Source organism: Mariniflexile aquimaris (assembly GCF_042676825.1).
Lineage (GTDB): Bacteria > Bacteroidota > Bacteroidia > Flavobacteriales > Flavobacteriaceae > Mariniflexile > Mariniflexile aquimaris.
In genome coordinates, this window is sequence record NZ_JBHTIB010000012.1 from 105,494 (window position 1) to 125,733 (window position 20,240).

The 20,240-nt window shown below is 33.9% G+C and carries 17 protein-coding genes; 8 read left to right on the forward strand and 9 right to left on the reverse strand.

Annotated features, from left to right (window positions below):
* Nucleotides 1-29 precede the first annotated feature (29 nt).
* Both yidC and ACFQ0I_RS08510 read left to right on the forward strand, forming a co-directional pair.
* Nucleotides 30-1,928: a membrane protein insertase YidC gene (gene yidC, locus ACFQ0I_RS08505; RefSeq protein WP_379941238.1), complete on the forward strand. Its 1,899-nt coding sequence runs from the start codon at nt 30-32 to the stop codon at nt 1,926-1,928.
* 110 nt (nt 1,929-2,038) lie between these two features.
* On the forward strand, nt 2,039-2,740 hold the full coding sequence (locus ACFQ0I_RS08510) for a toxin-antitoxin system YwqK family antitoxin (protein ID WP_379941239.1): 702 nt from the start codon (nt 2,039-2,041) through the stop codon (nt 2,738-2,740).
* Between the two features lie 87 nt (nt 2,741-2,827).
* On the opposite strand, the gene ACFQ0I_RS08515 is transcribed toward ACFQ0I_RS08510, so the two are convergent.
* Nucleotides 2,828-3,790: a fasciclin domain-containing protein gene (locus ACFQ0I_RS08515; protein ID WP_379941241.1), complete on the reverse strand. Its 963-nt coding sequence runs from the start codon at nt 3,788-3,790 to the stop codon at nt 2,828-2,830.
* Between the two features lie 161 nt (nt 3,791-3,951).
* Between ACFQ0I_RS08515 and mnmA the strand changes: the two genes are divergently transcribed.
* The 6 genes from mnmA to ACFQ0I_RS08545 all read left to right on the forward strand — a co-directional run bounded on the left by mnmA (nt 3,952) and on the right by ACFQ0I_RS08545 (nt 10,463).
* The gene (gene mnmA / locus ACFQ0I_RS08520; RefSeq protein ID WP_379941243.1) at nt 3,952-5,160 is read left to right on the forward strand and encodes a tRNA 2-thiouridine(34) synthase MnmA; all 1,209 of its coding nucleotides are present in this window, start codon (nt 3,952-3,954) and stop codon (nt 5,158-5,160) included.
* 26 nt (nt 5,161-5,186) lie between these two features.
* The gene (locus ACFQ0I_RS08525; protein ID WP_379941245.1) at nt 5,187-6,803 is read left to right on the forward strand and encodes a S8 family serine peptidase; all 1,617 of its coding nucleotides are present in this window, start codon (nt 5,187-5,189) and stop codon (nt 6,801-6,803) included.
* Nucleotides 6,804-7,745: an NAD(P)H-dependent flavin oxidoreductase gene (locus tag ACFQ0I_RS08530; protein WP_379941247.1), complete on the forward strand. Its 942-nt coding sequence runs from the start codon at nt 6,804-6,806 to the stop codon at nt 7,743-7,745.
* Nucleotides 7,746-8,027: 282 nt separating this feature from the next.
* Nucleotides 8,028-9,407, forward strand: coding sequence for an MATE family efflux transporter (locus tag ACFQ0I_RS08535; protein WP_379941249.1), 1,380 nt, complete (start codon nt 8,028-8,030; stop codon nt 9,405-9,407).
* Nucleotides 9,408-9,488: 81 nt separating this feature from the next.
* Complete coding sequence (locus tag ACFQ0I_RS08540; RefSeq protein ID WP_379941251.1) at nt 9,489-9,716, forward strand: hypothetical protein; 228 nt, start codon at nt 9,489-9,491, stop codon at nt 9,714-9,716.
* A gap of 177 nt (nt 9,717-9,893) precedes the next feature.
* Nucleotides 9,894-10,463: a phosphatase PAP2 family protein gene (locus ACFQ0I_RS08545; protein ID WP_379941253.1), complete on the forward strand. Its 570-nt coding sequence runs from the start codon at nt 9,894-9,896 to the stop codon at nt 10,461-10,463.
* Here the strand turns inward: ACFQ0I_RS08545 and ACFQ0I_RS08550 are convergent.
* From ACFQ0I_RS08550 to ACFQ0I_RS08585, 8 genes are all read right to left on the reverse strand, one after another.
* Nucleotides 10,460-11,341 (reverse strand): diacylglycerol/lipid kinase family protein, encoded by an 882-nt coding sequence (locus ACFQ0I_RS08550; RefSeq protein WP_379941255.1) that lies wholly within the window; start codon nt 11,339-11,341, stop codon nt 10,460-10,462. The two genes, ACFQ0I_RS08545 and ACFQ0I_RS08550, sit on opposite strands and share 4 nt — an antisense overlap.
* A 3-nt stretch (nt 11,342-11,344) precedes the next feature.
* Nucleotides 11,345-13,324 (reverse strand): LTA synthase family protein, encoded by a 1,980-nt coding sequence (locus tag ACFQ0I_RS08555; protein ID WP_379941257.1) that lies wholly within the window; start codon nt 13,322-13,324, stop codon nt 11,345-11,347.
* A 44-nt stretch (nt 13,325-13,368) separates the two neighbouring features.
* Nucleotides 13,369-13,926, reverse strand: a complete 558-nt coding sequence (locus tag ACFQ0I_RS08560; RefSeq protein WP_379941259.1) for a DUF2911 domain-containing protein — start codon at nt 13,924-13,926, stop codon at nt 13,369-13,371.
* A gap of 138 nt (nt 13,927-14,064) precedes the next feature.
* The gene (locus ACFQ0I_RS08565; protein WP_379941261.1) at nt 14,065-15,126 is read right to left on the reverse strand and encodes a glycoside hydrolase family 53 protein; all 1,062 of its coding nucleotides are present in this window, start codon (nt 15,124-15,126) and stop codon (nt 14,065-14,067) included.
* Nucleotides 15,110-16,033 carry a tRNA (adenosine(37)-N6)-dimethylallyltransferase MiaA gene (gene miaA, locus ACFQ0I_RS08570; RefSeq protein ID WP_379941263.1) on the reverse strand — a complete coding sequence of 308 codons (924 nt, stop codon included), beginning with the start codon at nt 16,031-16,033 and terminating at the stop codon, nt 15,110-15,112. The genes ACFQ0I_RS08565 and miaA overlap by 17 nt, the downstream gene beginning before the upstream one ends.
* Complete coding sequence (locus ACFQ0I_RS08575) at nt 16,026-16,877, reverse strand: ion transporter (RefSeq protein ID WP_379941265.1); 852 nt, start codon at nt 16,875-16,877, stop codon at nt 16,026-16,028. The genes miaA and ACFQ0I_RS08575 overlap by 8 nt, the downstream gene beginning before the upstream one ends.
* A 21-nt stretch (nt 16,878-16,898) precedes the next feature.
* Complete coding sequence (locus ACFQ0I_RS08580) at nt 16,899-18,860, reverse strand: DUF3857 domain-containing protein (RefSeq protein ID WP_379941266.1); 1,962 nt, start codon at nt 18,858-18,860, stop codon at nt 16,899-16,901.
* On the reverse strand, nt 18,857-20,227 hold the full coding sequence (locus ACFQ0I_RS08585; protein WP_379941268.1) for an exonuclease domain-containing protein: 1,371 nt from the start codon (nt 20,225-20,227) through the stop codon (nt 18,857-18,859). Before ACFQ0I_RS08585 ends, ACFQ0I_RS08580 begins: the two co-directional genes overlap by 4 nt.
* Between the last annotated feature and the right edge of the window lie 13 nt (nt 20,228-20,240).

Genomic DNA, 20,240 nt, shown 5'->3' on the forward strand with positions numbered 1-20,240 from the left:
ACAATTTTTATAAGATATTTAAAGAATACATGGAAGAAAAAAAATTAGACATTAATTCGGTTATAGGTTTTGTACTTATTTTCGGAATATTAATGTATATGCTTTGGCAAAATCAACCAACGCCAGAAGAACTTGAAGCGCAACAAAAAGCTAAACAAGAACAGGTTGAAAAAGAGCGTAAAGCCAAAGAACAAGAACAAACTAAGGTTGTAAGCACTGAAGATTTTGCTGTTGGTACAGGTAACGATTCGCTTCAGTTAGTAAATTTAAAAAACAAATTAGGCGCTTTCGCGTATTCTGCAGCTACTGCATCAAAAGAAGAAACGCTTGTTGAAACGGATTTATTCGAATTAAAATTCAACAGTAAAGGTGGGTATCTTTCTGAAGTAAAACTTAAGAAGCACACCGATTTTAAAAATAACCCTATTTATATTATTAAAGACAACAACGCGTCTTTTAATATTAATTTCGGTACAACCGATAGCAGAATTCTTAATACTAAGGATCTGTTTTTTCAACCAACGGTAACAAAAAACGGAAATAATACGGTAGTTTCAATGAAACTTAAAGTATCAGAAAGTAAGTTTTTAGAATACCGCTACGAGTTGAAAGAAGGCGATTATATGATGGAATTCACCATCCGTTCGCAAGGTCTTAGCGATGTTATTAACAGTGCTCAACCTGTTAATTTAGATTGGAATTTAAAAACCTATCGTCATGCCAAAAGTATTTCTTATGAAAACAGGTATACTGAAATTGTATTTGAATATGAAGATGGTAAAGATGATTATTTAGGGCAAAGTGAATTGTCTGATGATACTGCCGAAGAAGTTACCTATGTAGCCTTTAAGCAACATTTCTTTACCTCTATTTTATTAGCGGATACACCATTTAAAACGGCATCTTTCGAATCTAGAAATTTGGTTCAAAACGAAGATGTTGATACTATTTATACCAAAGCATTTACTACCAAACTGCCTTTAGAGCTTACAGGTGGCGAGATTAGTAAATCTATGGATTGGTATTACGGTCCAAGTGATTTTAAAATTTTAAATAAATACGATAGAAATTTAGACGAAGTAGTGCCCTTAGGATGGGGTATTTTTGGATGGATTAATAAATATCTATTTATACCATTATTTGCACTTTTAGGTAAATTTTTACCTTACGGTATTGCAATTATTGTAATGACCATTTTAATAAAACTTTTATTGTCGTTTGTACAGTATAAACAGTTTTTATCGCAGGCTAAAATGAAAATTCTAAAACCAGAATTAGAAGCTATTCGCGAAAAACATAAAGACAATAAAATGAAAGCACAACAAGAAACCTTGGCGTTGCAAACCAAAGTAGGTGCAAGTCCTATGGCAGGATGTTTACCTGCATTGGTGCAATTACCGGTGTTTTACGCCTTGTTCCAGTTTTTCCCTTCGGCTTTCGATTTACGTCAAAAAAGTTTCCTTTGGGTACAAGATTTATCATCATACGATACTATTGCAGAATTACCTTTTAGTATTCCGTTTTATGGTGATCATGTTAGTTTATTCCCAATATTAGCCTCTGTTGCAATTTTCTTTTATATGCGTTTAACAACTGGCGATCAAATGGCATCGCAACCAACGCAAGAAGGGATGCCAGATATGGCGAAAATGATGAAGTATATGATGTACTTCTCTCCAATCATGATGTTGTTTTTCTTTAATAATTATGCATCCGGATTAAGTTTATATTACTTTATTTCGAACGTTATTAGTATAGGTATTATCCTAGTTATAAAGAATTATATTCTTGATGAAGAGAAAATTCATGCTCAGATGCAAGAAAATAAAAAGAAACCGAAAAAGGAAAATCGTTTCCAAAAGAAAATGGCAGAAATGATGGAGCAGGCTGAAAAACAAAAGCAATTGCAACAAAAAAAGAAAAAATAATTTATAAGCTGCCTTAAATGGCAGCTTTTTTGTTACACACAATTTGAAACTTATTGTTTCGTTATTAGGTTATTCGTCATTTAAAAAAAATAGTTTTATAATTAAGTTTTATGAAAACAGCTTTTGCAACGTTATTTTTACTGGTTAGTACCGTCGTTTTTTCGCAAGAAATCAATCAATTAGATGCTAGTGGCAAACGTCATGGCGTTTGGAAAAAAACGTTCGATAATTCTAATGTATTAAGGTACGAAGGAGCGTTTTTACACGGTAAAGAAGTTGGATTGTTTAAATTTTATTTGAATGTAAAAAACAAAGCAGTATTATCGGCAACCAAAGAGTTTAGTGAAAACGATAATAGAGCGTATGTTAAATTTTTAGCTTCTACAGGTAAGGTGATTTCTGAGGGCACTATGGATGGTAAAAAGTATGTAGGTGAGTGGAAATACTATCAAAAATCAAACAACAAGTTGTTAATTGTAGAACACTATACAGATGCCGGCGTGTTAGATGGGGAACGTCTTGTATATTATCCAAATGGGCAAGTAGCGGAAAAACAATTCTATAAAAACGGATTAAAAGATGGCGTTTTTACGCGATATACTGACAAAAATGTGGTGTTAGAAGAACTTGTTTACGTTAACGGTGAACTGCATGGTTATTCTAAATACTATTCGCCTAAAGGAGAATTGATTATAGAGGGCGCTTATAAAAAAGGAAAAAAAGAAGGTGTTTGGAAATACTACGAAAACGGGAAACTTAAAGAAGAAAAAGATTTAAGTGAGACACCCAAATACATAAAAAAGACTCCTTAATGCCTTAAGGAGTCTTTGCTTTATAGATAATTTAAAAAATGTATTTAAGAATAGTTATCTATAAAACCAACCAAACTAAAATTTATTTTATAACGGAGGTAGAATAACTTTATCTATAGCGTGTATTACGCCGTTCGCTGCTTGAACATTTACGGCAACGATGTTACTCATTCTATTGTTAGAATCTGTTAATGTAGCACCACCGGTAATATTTGCTGTAATATTTCCGCCTAAGGTTGAAATATTCATATTATTAGTAAGTGCTGTAGATTGTACATTGGCACCAGCCACTACGTGCATGTTTAATGTTGCTGTTAGTGTCGCCGTTGGAATCGCTGCTAAATTAGCTGCGCCCAACTCGGTTAACAAACTTACAAACGCCGCGTTTGTTGGTGCAAACACTGTAAATGAAGCAGGCGTTGTAGATTGTGATAATGTGCTAGCAAATGTATATGATGATTCTCTTGTTAAAGCAGCTACTAAAGTTGAAAATGTTGGGTCTGCTGTCGCGAATGTTACAACTGTTGGTAGTCCAATAACAGCATCAACCACATGAATTACGCCATTAGTAGCCATAATATCTGGCGTAGCCACGTTCGATACACCGTTTATTTTTACACCACTTGTCGTATTGATAAACATACTTAGATTTAAACTCGTATCTCCATAAGTCGCTAAACTATTAACATAACCAGTTATTAGTCCGCTCGAAATATTTTTACCCGCTACTACATGATTTAATAATACTTGCTTTAAAACATTTACAGGGATAGCTTCTAAATTCGCGAAATTGTTTGCTGTTAAAAAGGCTTGAAAAGCGGCATTTGTTGGAGCAAATACGGTGTATTCACCAGGACTATCTAATGTGGTTACTAAATCTGCGCGCACTAAGGCTGAAACTAAAATACTTAAGTCTGGTGTTGCTGCAGCAATTTCAGCAATGGTTTCAGGGGTAGCCATAACGTCGTCATCATCATCACTACATGCGGTCATTAAGGTCAGTCCCATAAAAAGGAACGTAAAGATTTTAAGAAGTTTTAAATTTTTCATAGTATGCTATTTTTTGATTATTGTTCAACAAATATATAAAAAGATTAAACAAAAAAGCAAATAAATGTTTAATTTTTTATAAAAAATATTAAACAAAACAACTATAATTATTTGTTAATCTAAGTGTTTACGGGTCTTAAGAACGTTTTAAATTTATATCTTTGTGCCTAAAATTGATAAACATGAAACGGGTTATTATTGGACTTTCGGGGGGCGTAGATTCTAGTGTGGCAGCTTATTTGTTGCAACAACAGGGATATGAAGTTATCGGCTTGTTTATGAAAAACTGGCATGATGATTCGGTCACTATTTCGAATGAATGTCCGTGGTTAGACGACAGTAACGATGCTATGTTAGTTGCAGAGAAACTGGGCATTCCTTTTCAAACGGTCGATTTAAGCGAGCAGTACAAAGAGCGTATTGTCGATTATATGTTTCATGAATATGAAAAGGGCAGAACGCCAAACCCTGATGTGCTTTGTAACCGAGAGATTAAGTTTGATGTCTTTATGAAAATCGCCTTAGAACTTGGTGCCGATTATGTGGCCACCGGGCATTATTGCAGAAAAGGTACCATTCAAAAAGATGGTAAAGACATTTATCAGTTATTAGCTGGAATAGATGATAATAAAGATCAGTCGTATTTTTTATGTCAGTTATCCCAAGATCAGTTGGCAAAATCGTTATTTCCAATTGGGGAGCTTACCAAACCACAGGTACGTGACATTGCCATGGAATTGGATTTAGTAACTGCCGAAAAGAAAGATTCTCAAGGACTTTGTTTTATCGGAAAGGTGAAACTTCCCGATTTTCTTCAGCAGCAATTAAAACCCAAAGAAGGTGTTATTATTGAAGTTCCGAAGGAACAAGAGGTTTTTAATGAAACGGAACCAATTTTTAATTCGGAAGAAGAAAAACTAAGATATTTTTCCCGTAAAATTAAATATCAAAAAGATTTTGGAAAAATTGTGGGCAAACATCAAGGTGCGCATTATTTTACAAAAGGACAGCGTAAAGGATTGGCAGTTGGTGGTACTGTAGAACCGTTATTTGTAATAGACACCGACGTTGAAGAGAATATTATTTACACAGGCCAGGGAAAAGAACATCCCGGATTATTAAAAAAAGCCTTGTTTGTTACCAACGAAGAATTGCATTGGATTCGTGAAGATTTAGCACTTCAATTGGATGAAACAATGCAAGTAATGGCAAGAATTCGCTACCGTCAGCCTTTGCAAAAGGCAACACTTACCAAAGTTGATAGTGGTTTATATGTGGAATTTGAAGAATTTCAGTCGGCTATCACCGAAGGACAATTCGTTGCATGGTATTTAAATGACGAATTGGTTGGTTCGGGAGTAATTTCTTAAATTGCAAATACTTAAATCGTTTTGCTATGAAGAAGTACCTACTGTTTTTATTATTACTTTTCTATTGTTTTAATGTTTTTTCGCAACAGGATGCCTGGGTATATTTAGTGGACAAACAAAATGTTTCAAGTGCGGTGTCAAATCCCATTAGCATTTTAACACAAAAAGCCATCAATCGAAAAAATTCGCATGGCGTTGTTATTGATGCACGCGATGTTCCGGTAAACGAATCCTATGTTTCGCAGCTAAAAAACGCTTCAGGAATTACTGTTATGGCTAAATCGAAATGGTTAAACGCCATTCATGTTCGAGGTAGTGAAATCGCTATAAAAAATTTAACAAGTTCATTTTCATTTATAGATTATATAGATTTTGCTGATAAAAGTTTAAACGACTTCAAAAGAGTAAAAGAAAAAAAACAATCGAAATTAGAAAGTATCTTAACATCGTTTAATTACGGTAGTGCTGCCAATCAGATTCAAATGTTTAAAGGCGAGCAGTTGCACTTAGCTAATTATACAGGTTCAGGAATGACGGTGGCTGTCTTGGATGCAGGTTTTCCTAATGTAAACTCTATGGCGGGTTTCCAGCGATTACGAAATGCCAATAATATAAAGGGCACATACAATTTTGTAAATCGAAATTCTAATGTGTATACCAATACAACTAGTAACCACGGCACCTTGGTTTTAAGTACCATGGCAGGTTATGTCGAAAATCAGTATGTGGGTACAGCACCCGATGCGTCTTATTATTTGTTCATAACAGAAGATGCTCCTAATGAAAATCCAGTTGAAGAAAGCTATTGGGTGGAAGCAGCAGAGCGTGCCGATAGTTTGGGAGTGGATATTATAAACACCTCGTTGGGTTATACCACCTATGATAATCCGAATTATAGTTATTCGCCATCGCAAATGAATGGAAATACCGCATTTATAACACGCGGTGCTAATATTGCTTTTGAAAAAGGGATGTTATTGGTGAATTCTGCAGGTAATTCTGGAAATGATAGTTGGGGAATAGTCGGAGCACCTGCCGATGCTGCGGGCGTATTAAGTGTTGGAGCTGTTACTTCTGCTGGGTTGTATGCCTCCTTTAGTTCGAGAGGAAACAGTTTACAACCTACACGTAAACCAGATGTGGTAGCGCAAGGGCAGGCAAGTATTGTAATTACAGAAAACAATGTGATTGCTTCGGCTAATGGCACATCTTTTAGTTCGCCCATTTTAGCTGGCGGCATTGTGTGCTTATGGCAAGCGCTACCCAGTTTAAAAAACAGCGAAATTATGCAGTTAGTAAGAGAATCGGCCTCACAGTATGCAACACCCGATTATTATTTGGGTTATGGTATTCCAAATTTACAAATGGCACTAAATTCTGGCATCGCCTTAACGGATGCAGAAAGTAATACAGAAGTTAAACTGTATCCAAATCCAGCGAGTTTCAAGGCTTATATAAAGATTCCTTTAACTGAAGAATCTGTGTCCGTCTTAATTTTTGATGTGTTAGGAAAACTAGTGAGCAGTACTGCAATTACGCCGCTTAACAATGAAGTGGATTTGTTAAGCTTATCGAACGGGCTTTATTTGGTAACTTTGAAATCTAAAAATATATCTCAAACTATTAAACTTATAAAACAATAAATGGCTAATAAAATAACCAAACTATTCAATATAAAATACCCAATTGTACAAGCTGGAATGGTTTGGAATAGCGGTTGGCGCTTAGCTTCAGCAGCAAGTAATTCAGGAATTTTAGGTCTTATTGGTGCAGGCTCCATGTATCCAGAAGTATTGCGGGAACATATTCAAAAATGCAAGAAAGCTACCGATAAACCTTTTGGTGTAAATGTGCCGATGCTTTATCCGAATATTCAGGAAATTATGGATATTATTGTAGATGAAGGCGTTAAGATTGTATTTACATCTGCTGGAAATCCGAAAACATGGACAAGCTGGTTGCAAGAACGCGGAATTATTGTGGTACATGTTGTGAGCAGTGTAAAATTTGCATTAAAAGCACAGGAAGCAGGGGTAGATGCGGTGGTTGCCGAAGGTTTTGAAGCAGGTGGACATAATGGTCGTGATGAAACAACTACTTTAACGCTGATTCCGATAGTAAAAGAACAACTAAAAATACCATTAATAGCTGCCGGTGGAATCGCCACAGGTAGAGCCATGTTAGCCACTATGATTTTAGGTGCCGATGGGGTACAAGTTGGAAGTCGATTTGTAGCAAGTGCTGAAAGTTCTGCGAACCAAGCATTTAAACAAGTGGTTGTAGATGCCAAAGAAGGCGATACCCAATTAACTTTAAAAGAATTGGCTCCTGTACGCTTAATAAAGAATAAATTTTATCAAGACGTTCAAGAATTATATGCCAAGGCAGCATCTGTTGATGAATTAAAAGCATTATTGGGTAGAGGGCGCGCCAAAAAAGGTATGTTTGAAGGTGATTTAGTAGAAGGCGAATTGGAAATTGGTCAGGTTGCAGCTTTAATTCACGATATAAAACCCGTTGCCGAAATTGTGGACGATATCATGAAAGAATTTGAAGAAGCTAAAAAACAAGTAGCCAATTTATAGGTTAAGGCAACAAAATATAATTGTTAAGATAAAAAAAAGGAGGAAATTATTTTCCTCCTTTTAATATTGAAACAATTACTCCTTTATTTTAAATCCCTATAAAATAATCACTAAATGTTTCTATAAATTTTACAGATACTTTTTATTAAAAGACAAAGTTACCTTAAAATAACACTTGATTATAAGAAAGTTATCCTAAATTATTAACATATGTTAATTACGTAATTTTAAAAGAGCTTTTTTATATTGGTTTATACTGCGTTGAAAGTTTACTTTTGCAGGATGCAATTAAAGGATTACACAAAAGAATTTAAATATAATTGGCAATTGGCAGCCCCGGTAATGATGGGGATGTTAGGCCATACGTTTGTTGGATTTATCGATAACGTTATGGTTGGGCAATTAGGAACAGCAGAACTTGCTGCAGTATCTTTAGGTAACAGCTTTGTGTTTATTGCCATGTCTTTAGGTATTGGTTTTTCTACAGCAATTACACCTTTAATTGCTGAAGCCGACGCAGAACAAAATTTTGAAAAAGGTAAGGCCACGTTTAAACATGGTCTGTTTTTATGCACTGTTTTGGGCGTTACTTTGTTTTTATTGACACTATTGGCAAAACCGCTCATGTATTCAATGAAACAACCTTTAGAAGTTGTAGAACTTGCCATACCGTATTTAGACTTGGTGGCCGTTTCGTTAATACCACTTATTATATTTCAAGGCTTTAAGCAGTTTAGCGATGGCTTATCCATGACCAGTTTCCCCATGTATGCCACTATTTTGGCAAACATAATAAATGTGATTCTAAATTATTTGTTGATTTTTGGAAAATTCGGTTTCCCCGAACTAGGAATTGTTGGTGCCGCTTATGGTACCTTAATTTCTAGAATAGTGATGGTTTGGTATTTATGGGTATTGTTGAAGAGTAAAGAAAAATCGAAAATATTTGTAACAAACATTAAATTTTTTGTACTCGATAAATTGATGCTAAGAAAATTATTGGATTTAGGAGCACCAAGTGCGATGCAGATGTTTTTTGAGGTCGGAATTTTTACAGCAGCGGTATGGTTAAGCGGCTTGTTAGGTAAAAATCCGCAAGCAGCAAATCAGATTGCTCTAAATTTAAGTTCCATGACATTTATGGTGGCAATAGGTTTAAGCGTTGCCTCCATGATTAGAGTTGGTAACCAAAAAGGATTGCAAAATTTTGTTGAATTGCGCCGTATTGCATTTTCAATTTTTTTATTAGGTATTATTCTGGCTTCTGTTTTCGCCATTATATTTTTTGCGTTTCACAACTATTTGCCCATGTTGTATGTAGATTTTGATGATACTAAAAATTTAATAGATAATACCGAAGTGGTAGAAATTGCTTCTAAATTGTTAATTGCGGCAGCTATTTTTCAATTAAGTGATAGTGTGCAAGTGGTTGTTTTAGGGGCGTTGCGAGGGTTGCAGGATGTTAAGATACCAACTATTATTACATTTGTTTCTTATTGGCTTATTGGCTTCCCAATAAGTTGGTTTTTAGGTAAAGAATCTGCCTATGGTAGCTTTGGTATTTGGTTAGGATTGCTTGGAGGTTTAACTACTGCCGCAATTTTATTGTTTATTAGGTTTAATTATCTTTCAAAAAAACTAATTTTGTCGAATCAAAAATAAATTTGATATTGTTGTGAGGGCTTGGTTTTATTACCATATCACTTAGCACCAAAAAACAATTAAAAAATAAACATACGCAATATGAATCTTCCAAAATTTATTCTAGGTGATAATTCTGATTATCCAAATGCTATTTATGTAATTCATACAGAGTTTCCAAGATTTATTATTAATCTGGAAGATGATGAAATTGAATGGTTTGAAGATTTTGATGATGAAGATGAAAACGAATTGCTGGCAGAAACAGAAAACATGATTAAGCTTGCCACCGAGTTTTATGATAATGAAATTTTAAAATACGAAGAGTAATTGCGTTAAGGATTGAAGCGGCATCCTTTTTACGAAGGGTTGGAAGAATAAACATTTTATGAATTTTAAATTTTAAGCATAGTAAAATTTCGAAACAAGTTCGGAATTGCTTCGTAAAAAGATATAGCGGAAAGCCTGACTTGAGGTACGAAAGTAACGCCCAAAAAAATAATAAAAATGATAGATCAACTTTTAGAATACGATACCGAGCTTTTTTTATTTTTAAACAATTTAGGTTCGCCTACCTGGGATAATTTTTGGCTGTTTGTAACTAACAGATTTGCGTTTATTCCGTTATACGTGTTTTTATTGTATTTATTATACAAAAAATATGGTTTAAAAGCCCTGTTTATTTTTATTGTGATGGTAACCTTAATGATTACGTTTACCGACCAAATTACCAATGTTTTTAAGCGTGGTTTTGAGAGATTACGACCTTGCGGCGTGCCAGAATTGGCAGATTCCATGCGTTTTGTGGTAGACTACTGTGGGAAATACGGTTTCTTTTCTGGGCATTCGTCTAATAGTATGGCGGTAGCAGTCTATGTGGGTCTATTTCTAAGGCCATATTACAAAAATGTTATATTTATGTTACTGTTTTGGAGCGCTACAGTAGCGTATAGCAGAATTTATGTTGGCGTACATTACCCATTAGACATTTTCTGCGGGTTAACTTTTGGAGCCTTATCGGGTTTTATGTTCTACAAAATAACCAAAATTGCAATTGCTAAATTAACAAGCGATTAAGCGATAACGGTTAGTGCTTTTTCTAGGATGTTAATGTCGATTGACGGCTTCTTAATCAGTAAAAATTCGCCATCTAATTGTATTTGAAATAGGCGTTTGTTTTTTTGTGTGATTGTGATGTTTTTAGTCTGATAACAATCTACTCCTTTTAAAATATTGTGGCGTTTAAAGAGCATTAAAAACATGAATAAGATGATTTTTAGCAGGCTTATTTTTTTAACAATAAGGATGTCTAATTTCCCGTCTTGTAATGATGCTTTTGGTGTTAAACTTAGGTGATAACCTAATTCGTTTGAATTTGAAATAAAAATTAGAAACGGTTTATGCACGATGGTTTTACCATTAAAAGTGGTTTCTACCTGAACAAGTTTCTTTGATTTTTTTAACGATTTTATAGTTGCTTTTATATAACTACCAATAGTCCTTTCGTTAGAGGCTTCGTAGTTTTTTATTACCTGAGCATCAAATCCAATACCAGTATTACTAAAAAAGTAGTGCTTATTTAATTGCCCTACATCTATGCGTTTAGTCTCTTGGGCTTTTATGAGTTGAAGCGCCCTATTAATGTTTTTAGGAATGTTTAAATTAGATGCCAGTCCGTTTCCAGAACCAATGGGAATAATTCCTAACGGAATGGATGTGTTAACAAGGCAAGATGCTACCTCATTAATAGTGCCATCGCCGCCACAGGCTACTACAATATCGGCTTGTTCTAAAACAGATTCTTGAGCCAACTTTATGGCATGCTTTTTATATGATGTAGGTTTTAAAGTTAAGGTAAACTCATCCTTATTAAAAAACGATTCAAGTAATGCAATATCGATGTTATTATTGCCTTTTCCAGCAATAGTATTAACAATAAAGTGAATATGTTTCAATAACTAATTTTTTAATTTAAGGCCATTATTTCGATATAAATAATCGGCGACTTGGTAGAAAGCAATGGTTTCTTCTAACATTTTAGAATCAACATCTTTAGGAATTAAATTATCGTTATCTGTTTCCCATTCAAAATAATTAACAACTTTCTGGTCGCTTAAAACCATGAGTTGTCTGTCTTTTAGAAGACCTAAATTTCTGTAGTTACCAATAAAAGCACGCTCGTCTTTTTTGGTCATTTTCATTATATCTAATCCGAATAAATTAGATGTGTAATCCCAATTTAGAAGTGCAAAAAGAGTAGGGAACATATCTATTTGGGAACTTAATTTTTCAATTTTTTGCGGTGATTGATTTTCTAAATTGAAAATCATGGCAGGAATACGATATTTATCAATATTTAAATTCCAACGACCGGCACTACTAGCGCAATGATCGGCCATTATTACAAATACGGTATTGCTAAACCATGGTTTTGTTTTGGCTTGCTTTAAAAAATTATTAATGGCATAATCGGTATACTTTATACCACCATCTCTACCAGTGCCAGACGGAATATCTATTTTACCTTCAGGATAGGTGAACGGGCGATGGTTAGAGGTAGTCATTATAAAATTAAAAAAGGGTTCTTCATTTAAAAAAGCGGCATCTGCTTCTTTTAAAACTTTCGAATAAATATCCTCGTCGCAAACGCCCCAGGCATTTTCAAAAGTTACTTCGTCATCATTAATATTGGTTCGTTTGGTGTTCACATTAGAATCTAATAAAAACCCTCTGCCTCTGTCAACAATATTAAATCCGTTACCCCCAAAATAGTTGTTCATATTATCAAAATAGCCATCACCACCGTAAAAGAAGCTCGATGTATAGCCTTTTTGTTTGAAAATTTCGCCTATTGTGAACAGGCCTTGGTTTTTATCGCGTTTTACAATACTTCTTCCCGGAGTTGGCGGGATTGATAATGTAATGGCTTCCATACCTCTAACCGTACGGGTACCAGTTGCATATAGGTTTGTAAAAAACAGACTTTTATTCGATAAAGAATCTAAAGTTGGTGTAATGTTTAAATTGCCGCCTAAAGAGTTTAAATATTCGGCACTAAGGCTTTCTATACAGATAAAAATAACGTTGGGTTTTAGCTCTGGGTTATTGATGCTGTCTGCGTGTGTGAGCGTTCTATAAATTTCTTTCTTATCTGGTTCTAAAAATAAGCTATTCGGCGCCTTTATTTTTTGTTTAACAATATTGAAGGCGAGGCTATCATCAATGGTTTTGTAAAATTCGGTGTACGACAGTTCGTTGCTTCTAAAGGCTGCAAAAAAGGAATAAATACCTGTTTTGGCGATTTCGTTATTATATCTGTTATTGAATTGTTCCGCATTAATGTTTTTTACAAAAAGCCCAAAAACTAAAGCGATACTGATTACTACAACTGTAGGAAGTAATTTGTCTTTAAACGTTGTGCCATTTTTAAAGGTGATTTTAAAAATATTTTTTCTTTTGGTGATGTAGATGATGATGAATAATACAATTAAAATAGCACTTAGTAGCAGCGGAATGGGGTAGGACTCATTGATGTTTTTTACCACCTCGAAAGTATAGATAAGATAATCGACTGCTATAAAATTAAAGCGGCGTTCAAATTCGAGCCAAAAGGTTATTTCGGCAAAAAACGAAAAAAGGAATATGGTAATGCCTAAACCGTATCCGAAGTAAGTAATTATTTTATCGAATAAGGAGCCATAAAGTTTTTTAGGAACGAGAATTAAATATAAAATATAAGGAAGTGCAAAAAAAGAAACAGTACCTATATCGAATAAAAAACCAACAATAAAGGTGCCTATTAAAACAAAAAATGAATTGTTAGTTTGGGTAATACTCCAAATTAAAAAACAGACTCTTAAAATAAATGAGAAGACTAAAAATATGGAAATGAAAGCTGCCAGTAATTTATAACGACTAGGAAAAATTTTACTTAGCATATAATGGGAGTATTAATTTTAGTTTTATTAGGGAGAATTTTGGTTTAGTTTTTAAGTGGTACCGCAACTTTTACATCGTCCCATGCTAAGGTTAGCGCTAAACTATCGGTAGAATTATCGAATGCAATGGTAAATTGTTCAACTTCTTTGTCTAATTTTATTACTGGCACGTCTATATCTACAACATCATAATTAGGATCCCACATGGGTTTCATTTCAGAATTTACGCCCCAAGAATATTGTTTAGAATTAAATATTACGGTCCAAGTAGAGTCTTTCGGTACGGTCCATAGCGTGTATTTTCCAGGAGATAGGTTCACCCCATTTATGGTAAGAGGTTTATTGGTTTCGAAGGTAGTTGCTTCGTTGGCACCTGTTCGCCATACCTGATTAAAAGGAACTAACCCACCAAAAATAACTCTGCCTTTTTTAGAAGGCCTGTTATAGAACACTCTCAGTTTTAAGTCATTGAGTTCGAATTTAACGGTATCTTTCGGACTTAAGCGTTTTTCAAAAATATTTTCTACAAAAACAGAATATAAAAATAAGCCTAAAGCGATTACAAAGAGAAGAATAACAACTCGTTTTAAAAAGGTGTTCATAAATTTATTTTAATTTGGGCATAAAGATACTTTAAAATGCAACAATTATTAAAAGCCTAACGTACAATTATTAGATTTAGTTTTCACTTGGTGAAAAAAAATTGTTTCGACAAAATAATAGCTTTTTATTTTTGATACTTAAAAACGTGTGTACTTATCAAAAACCGAAATTACAGGTTGCACATTACCATTCGCATCAAAAAAACTTCGAGAACCTCTTTTTGAAACTGCAGGTTCCCACCAGAAAATTCCAACGCCTCTTTCATTAGGAATGCTGAGTACTATGCGATTAACTTCATCTAAAAATTCTTTTTGACCTGTCGGAGATTCTGGAAACGGTGGTTTTTTATCGAGGTATTCAGTTGGTGTCCAATTATAAGCAACTTCAACAAGAATCACATTTTTATTATAATTAGTTGCCGTAAAGTTGAGACATTCTCTCAAGTTTAATAAATTTCCGTGCCACCATGGATAGTATGATTGCCCAATGACATCGTATTTTAAATTATAGGAATTCAGTTTATCGAAAAAGTATTTAGTAAAATCTTTATCGCCGCCTTTATCAATATGAATCATAATTTCCGGACAAGGATTGTTACCACAACTGGCATTAACGCCATTTATTCCTGCTTGTACTAATTGCGAAAAGTTATCCCAATTTTCTGGAAGTTTACCATTTGGCCATAGCATTCCGTGGCTAATTTCATTACCAATTTGAACCATATCTGGATATACATTGGCATTTCTAAAGGCTATCATGGTGCTTTTAGTATATTCGAATACGGCTTTAACTAATTCAGATTGTGTTTTGCCTTCCCAGGCTTTCGGAATAAACTGTTTTGCAGGATCTGCCCAGGTATCTGAATAATGATAATCTAACAAAAATTTAAACCCATGCTTTTTAGCTTGTTGCGCCAGCGCTATGGTATACTCAAGATTATTTGGCAGTTCGGTAGGTGTGTGAAATAAACGTAAGCGAATCCAATTATAGCCATGTTCTTTAAAAATTTCTAATCCTGGTTTTATCTTTCCGTTTTCTTTAAATGTAAACCCCGAATCTTCTGCTTGTTTTAAAAATGATACATCGGCGCCTATGGCATAATTTTGAGCAATTGATAAGTGATTTATTAAAAAGCAAAAGCAAAAAAACAGTAATAAACTTGAGGTAATATGGATTGGTTTTTTAATGGAAGTTTTCATCTTTTTTAAGTTCTTCGTTTATTTTTTCCACGATGCTATCAGCACTTGTTAAATAATCAAACCATAGCGTATTTTCATCTTTTTTAAACCATGTTAATTGCCTTTTTGCAAAGCGTCTTGTATTCTTTTTAATTTCTGAAATAGCAAAGTCTAACGTCCATTCGCCTTCCAAATAATTAAATAACTCTTTGTAACCAACCGTATTTAAAGCGTTTAAACTTTTGAATGGGATTAGACTTTTAACCTCGTCTAGCAACCCTTGTTGCATCATGATATCCACCCGTTGGTTTATTCGATTGTAAATAATGTCTCTATCGGCAGTCAGTCCGATTGTGATTGTCTCAAAATTACGATTATTATTTTTCTTGTTCAAAAAAGAAGAATACGGTTTGCCAGTACCTATACAAATTTCTAAAGCCCGAATAACGCGATGCGGATTATCGATGGCAATGTTAGTATAAGATTTAGCGTCTAATTCTTTTAATTGATTTTGAAGATAGGGAAGCCCTTGTTCTTGTAAATGCTTGTTTAAAGTCTCTCGAATATTGGGATCAACATCCGGAAAATAGTCTAATCCTTTTGTAACGGCATCAACATACATGCCGGAACCACCAACCATGATTACGACGTCGTGATTATGAAATAATTGGTGTAACAGATTGAGAGCGTCTTTTTCAAAAGCACCGACATTATAATTGTCTTGAATAGATTTATGATGAATAAAATGATGCTTAGCAGCTGTTAATTCTTCTGTTGAAGGCGCCGCTGTGCCAATACTCATTTCTTTAAAAAACTGTCTGGAATCTGCCGAAATTATTTCTGTATTAAAAGCATTTGCCAGTTTTATGCTTAACGCCGTTTTTCCTATAGCAGTCGGTCCAACAATAGATAGTAATAGTTTATTCATGTTTTAATACTTTCCCGCAACTGTAGCAGAATTTGGCAAGGTCAATATGGTTTTCTGCGTTACAGTTTGGACATGATTTAGTGTTAAGATCTGCTGTAGGTTTTATAGGTTCGGTTTTATCTTTGTTTTGAGCTGTATATTCCGCCGATACAATGCCCGTTGGTACAGCAATGATGCCATAACCTAAAATCATTACTAGAGAAGCAATAAATTGTCCTAAAGGTGTTTGTGGCGCAATATCGCCAAACCCAACTGTAGTAAGGGTTACAATACACCAATACACACTTTTCGGAATATTTGTAAAGCCATTTTCTTCTCCTTCAATTAAATACATAATGGTTCCAAGAATAATAGCTACAATGATAACAGTAAATAAAAACACAGAAATTTTGGCGCGACTTGCTTTTAAGGCGCGTACTAAATTATTAGAAGCTCCTAAATATCGTGTTAATTTTAAAATTCTGAATATTCGTAATAATCTTAAAGCGCGTAACGCGGCCAAAGCATGTACACCGCCAAAAATTATAGAAATGTATTTAGGAATGGTTGATAACAAATCGATAATTCCATAAAAACTAAAGATGTATCTGATTGGTTTTTTTACCGTAATAATTCTTGCAATATATTCGAATGTGAATAGTATGGTGATAACCCACTCAGAGATATTCAGGAAATTATGAAACCTTGCATCAATACTTTTTACACTTTCCAGCATTACCAATAAAATACTAGCAATGATGGTTATCATTAAAACAATATCGAATAACTTACCGGCAGGTGTATCTGCTTCATAAATTATTTCGTAGAGTCTATTTCTCCATTTTACGATTTGCCGTTTTTGCATAGTATCAAAAGTACTAAAGATTTATTGCTTCTTTTGTAATAAGATAAGAGAATTGGTTTGAATGTCGACTATTTTGTTCATGAATTCTTTTAAATAGGGATAGAATTCTGGTCCGTATATAGTTTCTTTAAAATTAAACTTAAGTGAAACAATTACTGAATTATTTTGAATCGTACTAGTAAATAGTAATTGTCCCGAATTATTGGGCAAAGAAATTACATAATCTTTTGGTGCTTCAATAATTGAAAAGGTTTCGCCAAAATTTAATTTCATAGAATAGAAATAAACGTCTTTATATCCAAAATCTATGGGGTATGTTCTTTCTTGTAGTTTAAACGGATTTTCATTAAAAAATTTAAATAAAAACGGATTGAGATAAATTTTGTCTGCAATAAGATTGTCTTCGTAAGTTACATCGTATGTTTCTACGAAATTAGGACTTTTTTTATCCTCGTTATCAACAATGTGGTTTGTTATTTCGATATGCGGAAAATTATTTTGCAGTTGATCTACATAAGATTCTTTATTAGGAAAATACTGTTTTTTGCTATTTAAAGCATGATAACCAGTACTTTGGTCTGTAACTTTGCCCGTGATATTGCCAGAGTCGCTTAAATTTAATTCGACTTTACATAGTTTAGTGGATAAATTATTTGCAGCAATATCAATCCATTCGCTTCCCTTTTTAAAATCTAAAATTCGGCCATAACCATTTAAACATCTAAAGGGTAGGTCTCCAAAGCTCAGGTATTTATCGGTGGCATCTAATAAATAAGGTTTACCATTAATTGTTGCTTGCACAATTAAGTAATTAAAATCTGAAATAACTGGGAAAATTTTTGTTGCAAACCCGCTATTTCTGGTTGATAATAAAACAGGTTTTACATCAATTCCAGCTTCTAACAATAAATTATGCAATAAGATGTTTATTGCCGAAACATTACCAGATTTATTATTGATAATGTCTTTTATTGACACGTCTTTAAAAATGTTAAATTCTTCGTTCCAGGTATAATTGTCTTGAACAAACCAATAGATGCTTTCTGCTTTTTTTAATGCATTGGTTTCGGATATTATAGAGGCATCTAAAAAATCTTCTAATTTTAAAGATTTGCCCAACTGTCTGCCAATATTTGGTTCTTTTCTTAGTTCATCATCTACAGTTTCCCATGTTTTGGTGTAATGATTAATAACACCATCAAATCCTTGAAACGTTTTTAATTCGTAATCAATACGCGCCAGATAGTTTGATTTTGAGGTCATATAATTTTCTTCCTTAAATGCCGGAATATCTTTCATGGCATAATGCATTAAAGAACAACCTGCGCTGGCACCTCTTGCTCCTTCCAAACAATTCTTTTCAACTTCTGAAGTGTTTATATCTAGTGGTTTGTAACCTACTAATTTTATATTATAATCCCAATTGGCAGGGATGCTGGCTCTGTAATCGCTGTAAAGTTTTGGAATATCGTCTTGAAACTTCCATCCATAATAATTAAACATAAATGGCGAGGTTTTGGTGTAACTATACGTAATAACAGAGCCTTCTTTTATGTTTGGTAGTGTAAACTTTACCACCGTATAATTTTCGTTGTATTTTTCTGTGAAAATATTTTTAGCATCAAGCTTAGTAATCTTAATTTTTCCAGCTTCTAGGTTATAGGTTGCTGCAAAAATATTTTTTATTTGCTCTTTCCGCTTGTCGTTATTATAAAGATAAATAGCAACGTTTGCCTTCTCAAACCCTTCGCGTTTTAATATTTTAATTTTATGTTTTAGTTCTGTTCTTAGGTCGTATTCATTTTTGTCGACATAGCTATTGCCTTCTTCATAAATTACCAAAGCATTCGCGGTAGTATCGGCAGCAAATACGTTCGTTTCAATGTCGTTTAAAGACACATTGTACGAATCTGAGTTGAAGTTTGTTTGAGAAAAAAGCAGAAAATTGCAGAAAAGACAGGTTAGTAAGGTGAAGTTTTTCATGGGTTATCAAACGTAATTTGTTTTACATGTTTATTTTTTCGAAGGTAACTTTGAATAATATGTTGGGTGTCTCTATTATTCTGCATGGGGGTAATAATAGATTCTAATACCTCGATGTTGTTTATTTGATAATTTAAATTGAAAAACCCAAGCCCTTTAAAAACCCCGTTTTCAATTAAAATGGCACTACGTTCGTCGATTTCCCGTCCTTTATCAATAATAACCATGTTTTTGTTTGCATAACTGTTTTTAGTTATAAGGGCTTCAACACGTTTATTATAGGTTTCGGCTGCTTCCTTATTAACACAAGCCCCATCGCATGTTTTAATATCGTAATTAAAACAGCTGGTTTTTGTTTTGTATAAACCTGTTAATTTTTGGCATAGGCGATAATCTTCAACGGCTTTGGTAATAAAGCTTTTTCCACTTTGTTTATTGGTGAAAGTTGTTATGGGTTTTTTTCGTCCGTCTACAATATCAATTTTTAAGTTTAAATAATTATTGTCGTCAACAAAACTATATAACGCATGAGTGAACGACGTGCGCCTTAATGCGCGATTAAATTTAGGTTTTAATCGCTTTATTTCTTCACTTTCCTTTAATAGCGCTACTAATTCGCTACCGGTTTCTTCGTAAGTCACCGTAGAAACTTGGGCCTGTAATTTTTTTGATTTGTGATTTGTGTTTGTGAAGTGTTGATTGATGCGTTGTTTTATATTTTTACTTTTACCAATATAGATAATTTCGCCATCGCTTTTATGAATATAATAAACACCAGTTACAGAAGGTAATTCTTTAATGATGTCTATGTGTTTGGGTTCTAATTGAAGTTTCGGATTTAATCGAATAGATTGTTGAATGATACTTTTGCCCGTATCTTTTGCCAATAGCATTTGGAATAGTTTTACGGTAGCCAAAGCATCTCCAGTAGCGCGATGTCTGTCGGTTACCGGAATACCAAGCGAGCGTACCAATTTCCCTAAACTATACGATTCCTGTCCAGGAATTAAATCTTTTGAAAGTTCTACAGTACAAAGTGACGGACGAACATATTCGAAGCCCAAACGGCTAAATTCGGTACTTAAAATACGGTAGTCAAATTGGGCATTGTGCGCCACTAAAATGCAGTCGTCTGTAATTTCAACAATGCGTTTTGCAACCTCGTAAAATTTGGGTGCGTTGCGAAGCATATTGTTATTAATACCTGTAAGATTTACTACAAAAGGTTGGATGTCGCGTTCTGGATTAATAAGGCTTATAAACTGATCTACAACTTTATGGCCATCAAATTTATAGATAGCAATTTCTGTAATTCCTTCTTCATTATACTTACCACCAGTAGTTTCTATGTCTAATATTGCGTACAAAAAGTGTTTGTGT